Origin of the sequence: Reyranella sp. (assembly GCF_965279625.1) — a bacterium.
Classification (GTDB): Bacteria; Pseudomonadota; Alphaproteobacteria; order Reyranellales; family Reyranellaceae; genus Reyranella.
The window spans coordinates 5,414,223-5,426,145 of sequence record NZ_OZ257251.1; the positions used below are offsets into that span (position 1 = coordinate 5,414,223).

The 11,923-nt window shown below is 67.2% G+C and carries 11 protein-coding genes; 8 read left to right on the plus strand and 3 right to left on the minus strand.

What is annotated here, in order from left to right; genetic code table 11:
• Positions 1-76: 76 nt before the first annotated feature.
• Positions 77-1,006, minus strand: a complete 930-nt coding sequence (locus tag ACQY78_RS26310) for an aminotransferase class IV (protein WP_428680859.1) — start codon at positions 1,004-1,006, stop codon at positions 77-79.
• Between the two features lie 16 nt (positions 1,007-1,022).
• A complete protein-coding gene (locus ACQY78_RS26315; RefSeq protein ID WP_428680861.1) occupies positions 1,023-1,781 on the minus strand; it encodes a GntR family transcriptional regulator in 759 nt (252 codons plus the stop codon).
• 150 nt (positions 1,782-1,931) lie between these two features.
• On the opposite strand from ACQY78_RS26315, the gene ACQY78_RS26320 reads away from it, so the two are divergent.
• From ACQY78_RS26320 to ACQY78_RS26355, 8 genes are all read left to right on the plus strand, one after another.
• Positions 1,932-3,242, plus strand: a complete 1,311-nt coding sequence (locus ACQY78_RS26320; RefSeq protein WP_428680863.1) for an aspartate aminotransferase family protein — start codon at positions 1,932-1,934, stop codon at positions 3,240-3,242.
• Positions 3,243-4,205, plus strand: coding sequence for an ABC transporter ATP-binding protein (locus tag ACQY78_RS26325; RefSeq protein WP_428680865.1), 963 nt, complete (start codon positions 3,243-3,245; stop codon positions 4,203-4,205).
• An 11-nt stretch (positions 4,206-4,216) separates the two neighbouring features.
• Complete coding sequence (locus ACQY78_RS26330) at positions 4,217-5,242, plus strand: extracellular solute-binding protein (RefSeq protein ID WP_428680867.1); 1,026 nt, start codon at positions 4,217-4,219, stop codon at positions 5,240-5,242.
• Positions 5,243-5,360: 118 nt separating this feature from the next.
• The gene (locus ACQY78_RS26335; RefSeq protein WP_428680869.1) at positions 5,361-6,191 is read left to right on the plus strand and encodes an ABC transporter permease; all 831 of its coding nucleotides are present in this window, start codon (positions 5,361-5,363) and stop codon (positions 6,189-6,191) included.
• A 10-nt stretch (positions 6,192-6,201) separates the two neighbouring features.
• Complete coding sequence (locus tag ACQY78_RS26340; protein WP_428680871.1) at positions 6,202-7,020, plus strand: ABC transporter permease; 819 nt, start codon at positions 6,202-6,204, stop codon at positions 7,018-7,020.
• Positions 7,021-7,282: 262 nt separating this feature from the next.
• Positions 7,283-8,254 (plus strand): hypothetical protein, encoded by a 972-nt coding sequence (locus ACQY78_RS26345; RefSeq protein ID WP_428680873.1) that lies wholly within the window; start codon positions 7,283-7,285, stop codon positions 8,252-8,254.
• A gap of 67 nt (positions 8,255-8,321) precedes the next feature.
• Positions 8,322-9,230, plus strand: coding sequence for a hydroxymethylglutaryl-CoA lyase (locus ACQY78_RS26350; RefSeq protein WP_428680875.1), 909 nt, complete (start codon positions 8,322-8,324; stop codon positions 9,228-9,230).
• A 51-nt stretch (positions 9,231-9,281) separates the two neighbouring features.
• Entirely contained in the window at positions 9,282-9,875 is a 594-nt protein-coding gene (locus tag ACQY78_RS26355; RefSeq protein WP_428680877.1) for a LysE family translocator, read from the plus strand.
• Positions 9,876-9,881: 6 nt separating this feature from the next.
• Here ACQY78_RS26355 and pbpC read toward each other — a convergent pair whose 3' ends face one another.
• The gene (pbpC, locus tag ACQY78_RS26360; protein WP_428680879.1) at positions 9,882-11,918 is read right to left on the minus strand and encodes a penicillin-binding protein 1C; all 2,037 of its coding nucleotides are present in this window, start codon (positions 11,916-11,918) and stop codon (positions 9,882-9,884) included.
• Positions 11,919-11,923: the final 5 nt, after the last annotated feature.

The following is an 11,923-nucleotide window of genomic DNA, read 5'->3' on the forward strand; positions in this document are numbered from 1 at the left end:
CACCACAAGGAAAGAGTCTACGCCCGGCAGAGGGGGAAGTCTCCCCCTCTCGGTGTACGGCGCCGAGAGCCGTTCCTTACTTCGAGAACTTGAGGTACTGGGCCACGAAATCGCAGCCGACGCTCTTGGAGTAGGCGTCGATCAGCTTCTTCGTGATCGGGCCCGGCGCCTTGCCGTCGCCGACCGGTGCGCCATTGAAGCTCTTCACCGGCAGGATGCAGAGGCTGGTCGAGGTCAGGAACATTTCCTCGGCATTGGCGGCGTCGAACAGGTCGATGTCGCCCGGCGTGCACTCGACGCCGATCTGCTTGGCCATGTCCATGGTCATCTGGCGGCTGACGCCCGGCAGCACATAGCGCTCCGACGGCGTGAAGAGCTGGCCCTCGCGCACGATGAAGATGTTGCTGCCCAGGCCCTCGGCGAGGTTGCCGTTTTCGTCGAGCAGGATCGGCCAGGCGTCCGGATTGAGAGCCTTGATCGGCTTCTCGGCCATGATCATGTTGAGATAGTTGTGCGTCTTGGCGCGGGGCGAGAGCATCGACGGGGCGATGCGGCGCGCCGTCGTGGTCATCGCCTCGGCGCCCTCGCGATAGAGCTTGCCGCGCTTGGAGAGCGGCAGCGGCGTCATCTCGATCACGACCTGCGGGCCGACATTTTCCCAACCTTCGTCGCCCACGGCGTCGACGCCGCGGCTCACCCGCTGGCCCAGCCACCAGTCGCCGACAGCGGCGCGCAGATGCTCATTGCGGGCGACGACCTCCTCGCTGTGCGCGATCATCTCCTTCGGCGACAGGCCGGGATCGATCTGCAGGTAGCGCAGCGAGCGGTAGAAGCGGTCGATATGCTCCTTCAGACGGAACGGCACGCCGTTGAAGGTGCGGGTCATGTCGAAGGCGCCGTCGCCATACTTCCAGCTGCGGTCGCGGAACGGGATCATGACTTCGTTCTCCGGCACGAACTTGCCGTTGAACCAGGCGATGCGTTGATTGCTGAGCTGCTGGGCCATTGATGTGTCCTCCTGATCAGTTGACTTGAAGTTCGAAGACGGCGGCGCTGGCCGACGGACGGCGTCGCTTCCCGGCGGTCGCCGGGATGGCCGGCGCGATGTTGCCATTCTCGTCGGCGAGGCCGGCGACATAGGAAAGGGCGCGGCGAATGTCGTTTTCCATCTCGCGCCGGGCGGCTGCCGAATCGCCGGCCTGCAGGGCCTCGATGAGGCGCTCGCGCCCGGCCGGTCCGCGGGCTGAGGAGATGAAGTCGGGATAGAGGAGGTTCATGTAGGGACCGGTCTGCAGCCACAGGCCTTCGATCAGGCGCAGCAAGGTCGGCTGCGCCGCCGCGGCATAGACGGCGAAATGGAACTCGCGCACCTTCTGGCGATCGGTGGCGTTGTCTCCGCGGCTGCGGGCCGCGATGATCTCGCGGGCGGCGCGGCGGATCCCGGCAATCTGAGGGCGCGTTGCGGCGAGGGCCGCCTTGGCGGTCGCGAGACCTTCCAGCTCCATGCGGATGTCGCGCAGTTCGAGGACCTTGTCGCGGGTCATCAGCGGCACGCGCACCGACCGGTTGGGGTTCATCTCGAACGCGCCCTCGGCGACGAGGCGGCGCAGCGCCTCACGTACCGGCGTCAGGCTGACACCGAGGACGCCCGCGACGTAGCGGAAGGTGACCTTCTGGCCCGGCGCGAATCGGCCCATGGTCAGGGCCTCACGCAGCGAGAGGTACACCTGCTGGCGGAGCGAGGTGTCGGCGGCATCCGGAGGGGGCGCACTGCGGGGCATCGGCGGTGAAGCTTAGCGCAGGCCGGCGAGATTTGTGATCACAAAAATGCATTGCTGGGGTGAGAAGCGGCGGCTAGGCTCGGCTCGATTCGTGATCACAATTTTCTGCGGTCGCCGCGCCGCGGGCATCAATCTTGCTGGGTGAAGGACATGCGCTCCTACGCGAAATCGATCGCACTCTACGACAAGACCCGAAAGCACCTGGCCGGTGGCGTCAGCAGCAACGTGCGCTACGCCAGCGTTCCCGTGCCCCTGTTCTTTGCACGCGGCGAGGGCGCGCGCCTCTATGATGTCGATGGCAACGTGCACATCGACTACGTGCTGGGCAACGGACCGGCCATCCTCGGCCACGCGCCGAAGAAGGTGGTGGAAGCCGTCGCGGCCTCCCTGGGCGAGGGCCAGCTCTTTGCTGCGCAGAACCCGCGCGAGACCGAGCTGGCGGAGCGGCTGTGCGGCCTGCTGCCGAGCGCCGAGGTCGTGCGCTTCACGACGTCGGGAACGGAAGCGGTGCTGATGGCCTTCCGTCTGGCCCGCGCCTTCACCGGCCGCGACAAGATCCTGAAATTCGAGGGCCACTATCACGGCTGGAGCGACCAGGCCTATATCAGCGCGCGGCCGCCGCTGAACGAGGCGGGACCTGCCGACGCGCCGGTCCCCGTCGCCGGTTCGCCGGGCATGCCGGCCAGCGTCCTGGGCGACGTCGCCGTCTGCACCTGGAACGATCTCGACCTGCTGGAGCAGACGCTGGAGCGCCATCGCGGCGAGATCGCCGCGGTTATCATGGAACCGATCATGGTGAACGGCGGGGCGATCCCGCCGGCGCCCGGCTATCTCGAAGGCGTCCGTGCACTCTGCGACAAGCATGGCGCCCTGTTTATCTGCGACGAGGTCATCACCGGCTTCCGTGTCGGCCTGGGCGGCGCGCAGGCCAAGTTCGGCGTGACGGCCGATCTCAGCATCTATGCAAAGGCGGTGGCGGCAGGCTTCCCCCTCGCGATGGTCGCCGGCCGGCGCGACATCATGGATACGCTGGCAGACAAGGGCGTAATGCACGGCGGCACCTATAACGGTAACGTCCAGAGCATGGCGGCGTCTCTGGCGGCACTGGATATCCTCGAAGCGGACGGCGGCGCGGTTTATCGCGATCTCGAAGCGCGCGGCACCGAGCTGATGCAGGGTCTCGCGTCGCTGGCCGCCAGGCACAAGCTGCCGATCCGGGTTCAGGGCATGCCGGCGATCTTCCAGACCTTCTTCACCACGGCTCCGGCGCCCCGTAACTATCGTGAATCGGCGGCCTGCGACCGCGACGCCATGCTGGCCTTCCATGCGGCCCTGCAGGAAGAGGGTGTTCGTGCCCAGCAGGCCGGAAAGTGGTTCCTCTCCACGGCGCACGACAAGCCGGTGATCGAGGAAACGCTCGCCGCCGCCGATCGCGCCATGGCCAAACTGGCACGCGCCTAGATGTCGGATATCCGTCTCGAAGCGGTGACCAAGCGCTACGGCACGTTCGCCGCGGCCGACGCGGTCGACCTTTCGGTGACGCAGGGCGAGTTCGTCACCATCCTGGGGCCGAGCGGCTCGGGCAAGACGACGCTCCTGTCGCTGATCGCGGGGCTCAACCGGCCGACCTCGGGGCGCATCTTCATCGGCGGCCGCGATGTCACCAACGCGACGGCGCAGGAGCGCAATATCGGCCTGGTCTTCCAGTCCTATGCGCTGTTCCCGCACATGAGCGTGCTCGAGAACGTCCTGTTCCCGTTGGGCGTCCGCAAGATCGGCGGCGCCGAGGCGAACAAGCTGGCGCGCGATGCGCTGAAGCTGGTCCGGCTCGACGGTCTCGAGGCACGCCGTCCATCGCAGCTTTCGGGTGGGCAGCAGCAGCGCGTGGCGCTGGCGCGGGCCGTGGTCTTCAAGCCCGACATCCTGCTGCTCGACGAGCCCCTGGGCGCGCTCGACCGCAAGCTGCGCGAGGAACTGCAGGTCGAACTGAAGCAGCTCCAGCGCACGCTGGGGGTCACGACGCTCCTTGTGACGCACGATCAGGAAGAGGCGCTGTCGCTCTCCGACCGGATCATGGTGCTCGACAAAGGTCGCACGCAGCAGGTCGCGGCGCCGACCGAGGCCTATCTCAGGCCGGCGAACCGCTTCGTGGCGGAGTTTCTGGGCATCGCGAACTTCGTCGACTTGCCCGACGGCCGCCAGGGCGTGGTGCGGCCGGAGCGTGTGCGTCTGTCGGCGGGCGAGCAGGGCAAGACGGCGCGTGTCGTCGAGGCGATCTATCTGGGCCAGATGGTGCGCTATCACCTGGCTCTCGACGACAATCGCTCGCTGGTCGCGGCCGTGCCGTTCCTGGGCACGGCTCATGCGCCGGGAGAGCGTATAAGCGTTTCGTGGGAGTCGGCCGATGTGTGGCCGGTAACATAAAGGGGATCGAGATGAAGAGACGTACGTTCGTCGGTACCGCCGCCGCCCTGCCGGCCGTGAGCCTTCTGGGAGCGGGGAGCGCCCGGGCACAGGTCAAGGAAATCCGCATGATCGAGTCGGGCGGCAAGTCCGGCGATTCGATCGAGGTGGGATACATCGAGCCCTTCACCAAGAAGACCGGCATCAAGGTCATTCGCGAGAGCCCGAACTCGCTCGGCAAGCTGCGCGCGCTGGTCGAAAGCGGCCAGACCAGCACGGTGCTGATGGAACTGGGCTCGGGCACGCTGGTGCAGGCCAAGAACCTGAAGCTGATCGAGCCAATCGACTGGGCCGCCGTGAATCCGGCGCCGATGTTTCCCGAAGCCAAGAACGAATACGGCTTCGGCTACCAGTACTTCTCGACCATCATGGCCTGGCGGGCCGGCGCCAAGGCGCCCAAGAACTGGGCCGAGTTCTTCGACACCAAGGCCTTTCCGGGCAAGCGTTGCCTGCCGGACTTCCCGCATTACAGCCTGCCGTTCGCCGTCATGGCGACGGGCGTGCCGGCCGACAAGCTGTTCCCGCTCGATGTCGAAACCGGCTTCAAGAAGCTGAACGAGATCAAGAAGGACATCGCCGTCTGGTGGAAGGCGGGCGCGCAGCCGCCGCAGCTCATGAAGGACAACGAGGTCCAGTACGTGATCTGCTGGTCGGGCCGCGTCGTGGGCGATCCCGCCTTCGGCTGTAACTTCGACGGTGGCATGGCCGACCTGTCCTACTTCTCGATCGTCAAGGGTTCGAAGCCCGAGGATCGCGCCGCGGCCTACAAGCTGATGTACGAGATGTCGCTGCCCGCCAACCAGGCCAAGGCGGCGACGGTGGTCTCCTACACCGGCCCGAGCCCCGATCTCGATGCGCTGCTGCCGAAGGACAAGCTGTCCGAGTTCCCGTCCAGCAAGCAGAACAAGGCCGTTCAGTGGTTCCAGAACGCCGAATGGTGGGCGGCCAACGGCGAGGCGGTGAACAAGAAGTGGGAAGCCTTCAAGCTCAGCCTGTAAGGAGCGCACGCTGTCATGCCAAGCGCAGCGAGGGACCTTTGCTGAGCAGTAAAGGTCCCTCGGCCGGAGTTTACCCTGAGCTGCGCCGAAGGGGCCTCGGGATGACAGTCTTTATGTCATGAACAGAGCCAGTCGCCTCGAAGGTTTCGGATTCATCGCGCCGCTGCTGGTGCTGATGGTCGTCGCCTTCAATGCGCCCATCGTCTACATGCTGGGCCTCGCCTTCTGGGAGAAGGGGCGGGGCTTCACGCTCGAACACTACGAAGGCCTGCTCGAAGCGCCGGTCTATCTGCGCGTGCTGGGCAACACGATGCGCATCGCGTTGATCGCGACCGTGGCCAACATCCTCATCGGCTATCCGCTGGCGCACTGGATGCGGGGTTTGAGCAGCCGGGGCCGCATGATCGCGCTGGCGATGGTCGTGCTGCCCTTCTGGGTCTCGATCCTCGTCCGCACCTATGCGTGGATCGTCGTGCTGGGCAATGGCGGCATCGTGAACCGCGCGCTGCAATGGAGCGGCCTCACCGATGCGCCGGTGTCTTTCCTCTACAACGAGCTGGGGGTGACCATCGGCATGGCCAACGTGCTGCTGCCGTTCCTCGTGCTGCCGCTGTTCGCCGCCATGACCCGCATCGACGACCGGCTGCTGCAGGCCGCCGCCTCGCTCGGCGCCCCGCCGCGCACCATCTTCTGGAAGGTCTATTTTCCGCTCACCCTGCCGGCGCTGGCCGCGGGGGCGCTGCTGGTCTTCATTCTCTGTCTCGGCTTCTACGTGACGCCGGCCATCCTCGGGGGCGGCCGCGTGCCGATGATCTCTAACCTGCTCGACACGCTGATCAACCAGATCCCGCGCTGGGAGCAGGCCTCGGCGATCTCGACGATCCTGCTGATCGTGACCCTCCTGATCTTCGCGGCCTATCGCCGGCTCGACCGCAAGGCCTCGGCATGAAGGAGGGGGCATGAACCGCGAAGCGATCGGCGGCTCGGTCTGGACGCGGCGCGGGCTGGCGGCCATGGGCATCTTCGGCCTGGTCTTCCTCACCGTGCCGCTGGTCATCGTGATCCCGATGTCCTTCTCCTCGGCGCGGGCGCTCACCTTTCCGCCGCCCAGCCTGTCGCTGCGCTGGTACGAGACCTTCTTCGGCGATCCGCGCTGGATGGAGGCGATGTGGACCTCGACCTTCGTGGCCGCGATCTCCTCGGTGGCGGCGCTGATCCTCGGCGGCCTCGCGGCCTACGGGCTGCGGCGCGGCACCTTCAAGGGGCGCGACTGGGCCGAGGGCAACTTCATGGCGCCGCTGATCGTGCCGACGATCATCGTGGCCATTGCCCTCTATCTCGGGCTGGCCAAGGTCGGGCTGCTGGGTTCGCTGGTGGGTCTCGTGGTCGCGCACACGCTGCTCAACGTGCCGCTGGTGATGATGGTGCTGGGCGTCGCGATCCGCGAATTCGACCAGCGGATCGAACAGGTCGCCTGGAGCCTCGGCGCCTCGTGGGGCTACACGATGCGCAAGGTGGTGCTGCCCAACCTGGCGCCCAGCGTGTTCGCGGCCTGGATCTTCGCCTTCATCGGCAGCTTCGACGAGGTCATCGTCACCTCGTTCATCGCGGGAAAGTACGAGACCGTGCCGAAGAAGATGTTCAACGAGCTGGTCCTCGAGGTGAATCCGACCATCACGGCTGTCGCGACCCTGCTGATCGCCTTCACCGTGCTGGCGCTCGCCGCCGTGGCCTTCGTGCTCGGCCGAGCCGGAAAGCTCAAGGAGACCGTGGTCTAGAAGGCCGCCAAAACGCCGGAGTCCCGGCGGATAATCGAAACAAACGAAATAAACGAAACAATCGAAGCGGGAGTCGCACCCCCGGGACCGGCGCCGTCCGCGCAACAATATTGCTCTATAGTCCCGGCAGAGAGGCCGTTTTTTTCTGCCGGAAACGGCTTGTTCTCCGGTTTTTCCGTCGTGGACTTGGAAACGAGTGAAGCTACAAACTCCCCTCGTTATGCGGACAGTGTCCTCCGTGATCCCGGACGAGGAGATTTGTGTGGCTGGTATCGAGAGTTTCCCCAATTACGACCTGCTGACGAGCGACGCGCAGTATTTCGACTACAGCTCGGCCGCAAACCCGATCCAGCAGGGCATCATCCCGCCGGTACCGTACCGGACCTTCTCGCCGTCCTTCTTCGACGAGGGGCCGACCCGTGTGCAGCCGCTTGATGTCAGCGAAGAGTTGGGGATCGTCGGTCCCGCGACCAGCCCGGCGCTCTGCGCCAACTTCATCCGTATCGTCCGCGGCTCGGTGATGACCTCGGCCGAGGCGACCAGCCAGGTGTTCTTCGTGTTCCGCGGCAACGGGCGGACGGACGCGTGCGGCGAGACGATCCACTGGTCGGAAGGCGACTACATGGTGCTGCCGGCGCACGGCCACGCCCTGCATCATTCGGAGGGCGAGGCCGGGCTCTACTGGGTGCACGACGCGCCGCTGCTGCGCTATCTCGGCGCGACGCCGACGGTCGCGCGTTTCAAGCCGACCTTCTATCAACACAGCAAGGCGCAGCAGAAGCTGGCGGAGATCGCCACCGATCCCAAAACCGCGAACGCCAACCGCGTCAGCGTCCTGCTCGCCAACCGCAATTTCCCCAGCACGCGGACCATCACCCACACGATGTGGACGATGTTCGGCCTGCTGCCGAAGGATGCGGTCCAGTACCCGCACCGCCATGAATCGGTGGCGGTCGATTTCGTCATCGACTGCAAGCCCGGCTGCTACACGATGATCGGCACGGAACTCGACGAATCCGGGATGATCAAGAACGGTCGGCGCGAGGACTGGGTCCCCGGGGCCAGCTTCATCACGCCGCCCGGCTACTGGCACTCCCACCACAACGAATCGGGAGAGGACGCCCATGTCCTGCCGATCCAGGATGCCGGGCTGCACACCTACCTGCGGACGCTGGAGATCATGTTCAGCCATCCCGGACACGATCGCACCGCGCATATTTCGCAGACGCCGTAGGGGCGAAAATCCTGTCTGGCGGCCCTCCCACTGGTGCAGTATGTGGCGCCAGGATCGGGAGACAACGATGAATCATCCCAAGCACGTGCGACTCGTGGAAGTGGGCCCGCGCGACGGGTTGCAGAACGAGGCGAAGCCGGTGTCGGTCGAGGCCAAGGTGGCCCTGATCGACGCGCTGTCGGCCGCCGGCCACTCGGCCGTCGAGGCCGGCAGCTTCGTGTCGCCCAAGTGGGTGCCGCAGATGGCCAACACCGACCAGGTGATGGCGCGCATCCAGCGCAAGCAAGGCGTGAGCTATCCGGTGCTGGTGCCCAACAAGCAGGGCATGAACGGCGCGGTCGAGGCCGGGGTCGGCGAGATCGCGATCTTCACCGCGGCGTCGGAGGCTTTCTGCCGAAAGAATACGAACTGCTCGATCGACGAGAGCTTCGAGCGTTTCGCGCCGGTGATGGAAGCGGCGCAGAAGCACGGCATGAAGGTCCGAGGCTACGTCTCGACCGTGATCGCCTGCCCCTATGACGGCAAGGTGGCGCCGGCCAAGGTGGCCGAAGTGTCCGAGCGGCTCTTCCGCATGGGCTGCTACGAGGTCTCGCTCGGCGACACGATCGGCGTCGGCACGCCCAGCGACTGCGTCGCCATGATCGATGTCGTGGCCGAGAAAATGCCGCGTGACAAGATCGCCGCGCACTTCCACGACACTTACGGCCAGTCGCTGGCCAATATCCTGGCGGTCATGGAGCGCGGCATCGCCGTGTTCGACACCGCCGTCGCCGGGCTCGGGGGCTGCCCCTATGCCAAGGGCGCCTCGGGCAATGTCGGCACCGAGGACGTGATCTACCTGCTGAACGGTCTCGGCATCGACCACGGCGTCGACCTCGACGCCATTGCCAAGGCCGGCCGCGAAATCTGCACCGCCTTGGGCCGCGAGCCCGCCTCCAAGGTGGCCCAGGCGCTCAAGGCGAAGGTGGCCGCTTAGGCCTCACGAACGTTCAAGACGGAAGCCCATGCCCCGCCGTCATATCGGGGCATGGATGCACTTCCCGGATTCCTGATCGCCGCGGTCGCGCTGGCCGGTAGTCCCGGTCCGGCGACGCTCAGCCTTGCGGCCGCCGGGGCTGCATTTGGTGCGCGTGGTGGCATGACCTATCTCGCGGGCATCGTCGTGGGCATGGTCGCCGTGATGGCGATCGTCGCGAGCGGGATGGTGGGTCTCCTGCTCGCCGTGCCGGGCGTGGCACCCGTCGTGGCGATCCTGGCCGCACTCTACTTCCTGTGGCTGGCGTGGCGGATCGCGACCGCGCCGCCTCTGTCGGAAGAGGGCGTGCGGCGGGAAGCGCCGACCTTCGCCGCCGGCCTGCTGCTGTCGCTGGTCAATCCCAAGGGCTATGTCGCGATGGCCGCGCTCTATTCCGGCTTCACCCTGCTGCCCGACCGGCTCGGCGCCGACGTGGCACTGAAGCTGGTCGTACTCACGCTGGTCATTGCCGCCGTGAATGTTGCGTGGCTGCTCGCCGGCGCGGCGCTCACGCGCTTCTTCCGTGATCCGCGCACCAACAGGCTCATCAACCTCGTCTTTGCCGCCGCGCTGGTCGCATCGGTCGCTCTGGCGTTCGCCATCTGATCGCTTCTATTGCCGCTGTACGATCCTGACGGTCACCGAGGTCGAGCGGCCGGCTTCGTCGACCACGGCGAGGCGGGCGGTACCGGCAGCGTCAGGCACCCACTGCGTGCCCTCCAGCGGGCGGCCGTCGACCAGCCAGCGCAGGCGGCCCTGGCCGCCCATGGCGTTCAGGGGGACGGCCTCGCGGGCGGCCAGTTCGATGCGGGCATCGGCCGGCGGATAGGCGATACGCGGGCCGCCGCTGGTCTCGCTGTAGGGCGCGAGGGTGCGCATGCGCGGCGGCAGCTCGCGATGCGACGCGACCTTGATTGCGTCGGCGGGCGGTCTGATCGCGCGATTGTCCTCGCCGGGCAGGCGGCCATAGGCCTTGAACAGGATGGGCAGCGCCGAGAGCCGGCCGAGTTGGCCCGGGCGCGGCGTGCCGTCGGCGTGACCGACCCACACCACCACTGTCCAGTTGGCGCTGTAGCCGGCCGCCCAGGCGTCGCGGTAGCCGGCCGACGTGCCGGTCTTGAAGGCGATGCGGCGTTCGCGCAGGGCGACGGGCAGGGAGGCGAAGCCTTCGGGCAGCGGCGCTTCGGTCAGCACGTCCGAGACGTACCAGGCGGCGGTCGGTCCGATGAGGCGGAGTGGCTGCGGCTTCGGCCGGTCGCGGCGGACCTGGGGCGGCGCGAAGCTGCCGCCATTGGCCAGGCCCGAATAGAGTCCTGCCATCTCGATCGGTGAGATCGTGGCGCTTCCGAGCGCCACGCCCAGCGAATTGCCGTTGTCGCCCGGCGGCAGGCCGGGGGCGACGCCGGCGGTGCGCAGGGTGGAGAGGAAGCGCTGCGGGCCAACCTTCTCCAGCGCCAGCACGGCTGGAACGTTCAGGGATTGCTGCAGGGCGCGGCGCACCGTCACCGCGCCCTGATGGTCGCGATCGAAGTTGCGTGGCAGCCAGTCGCGGAAGCGCACCGGCACATCCTCGACCAGGGTCTCGGGATGCAGGGTGCGGTCGTCGAAGGCCATGGCGTAGATCAAGGGCTTCAGCGCCGAGCCCGGCGAGCGGCGGGCGCGCACGAGGTCGACCTGACCGGCGCGGCCGAAGAAATTGTCGCCGCCCAGCCAGGCCACGACGCCGCCGGTCCTGTTGTCGAGCACGACCATGGCGATCTCGGCGCCGTCGCCGAGCGGGCGCCTTTCCTCGTGCACCATCTGGGCGAGCGACTGCTGCAGCTCGTAGCGCAGCGTGGTCGGCACGGTGGTGCCGGGCGACTGGCCGGCCAGCCAAGTCGCGAGATGCGGGGCCTGCATCGGCATCGCGAGCCGGCGGTCGGGCGCGGGGCGGCTGCGCGCCATCTCGAGGAGTGGCGCATCGATCACGCCGTGCTCTACTCCGCGTTCCAGCACGCGGTCGCGCGCCGCCTGCGCCACGGGAGACGCGCGGTCGGGGCGTCGCCGCTCGGGCGACTGGGGGATGGCTACCAGCAGCGCGGCCTCGGCGGCGCTGAGCTGGCGCGGTTCCTTGCCGAAATAGGCCAGCGAGGCGGCGCGCACGCCTTCGAGGTTGCCGCCCATCGGGGCCAGCGTCAGGTAGATCGCCAGCACTTCGCGCTTCGAGTAACGCCACTCAAGCTGGAGTGCGCGGGCCGACTGGATGGCCTTCGTCGTGAAGCTGCGCGGGCGGGGATCGAGCAGCCGGGCGGCCTGCATGGACAGAGTCGAGGCGCCCGAGACGATGCGGCCGCGCTCGGCGAGCTGGCGGGCCGCGCGCACGGCCGCCAAGGGATCGACGCCCCAGTGAGAATCGAAGCGGCGATCCTCGTAGGCCTTGAGCAGGCCGAGATAGAGCGGATCGACATCGTCGACCGACGTCTTGAGCCGCCACTTGCCGTCGGCCGTCGTGAATGCGCGCAGCAGCCGGCCGTTGGCGTCGACCACCTCGGTCGACCGGTCGTGATAGCGCGACAGGTCGGGCGGGAAGTTTCGGTCGAGCGTCAGCGCCGTCGCTGCCAAGGTCGTGGCGGCGACGGCGAGGCTGGCCAGCAGAGGCCTGAGGCGCATGGTGC

Excerpts from the sequence above, each read along its gene's own strand:
- ACQY78_RS26310 (WP_428680859.1), bottom strand. The coding sequence starts at position 1,006 with ATGGCCCAGCAGCTCAGCAATCAACGCATCGCCTGGTTCAACGGCAAG.
- ACQY78_RS26315 (WP_428680861.1), bottom strand. The coding sequence starts at position 1,781 with ATGCCCCGCAGTGCGCCCCCTCCGGATGCCGCCGACACCTCGCTCCGC.
- ACQY78_RS26320 (WP_428680863.1), top strand. The coding sequence starts at position 1,932 with ATGCGCTCCTACGCGAAATCGATCGCACTCTACGACAAGACCCGAAAG.
- ACQY78_RS26325 (WP_428680865.1), top strand. The coding sequence starts at position 3,243 with ATGTCGGATATCCGTCTCGAAGCGGTGACCAAGCGCTACGGCACGTTC.
- ACQY78_RS26330 (WP_428680867.1), top strand. The coding sequence starts at position 4,217 with ATGAAGAGACGTACGTTCGTCGGTACCGCCGCCGCCCTGCCGGCCGTG.
- ACQY78_RS26335 (WP_428680869.1), top strand. The coding sequence starts at position 5,361 with ATGAACAGAGCCAGTCGCCTCGAAGGTTTCGGATTCATCGCGCCGCTG.
- ACQY78_RS26340 (WP_428680871.1), top strand. The coding sequence starts at position 6,202 with ATGAACCGCGAAGCGATCGGCGGCTCGGTCTGGACGCGGCGCGGGCTG.
- ACQY78_RS26350 (WP_428680875.1), top strand. The coding sequence starts at position 8,322 with ATGAATCATCCCAAGCACGTGCGACTCGTGGAAGTGGGCCCGCGCGAC.
- ACQY78_RS26355 (WP_428680877.1), top strand. The coding sequence starts at position 9,282 with ATGGATGCACTTCCCGGATTCCTGATCGCCGCGGTCGCGCTGGCCGGT.
- pbpC (WP_428680879.1), bottom strand. The coding sequence starts at position 11,918 with ATGCGCCTCAGGCCTCTGCTGGCCAGCCTCGCCGTCGCCGCCACGACC.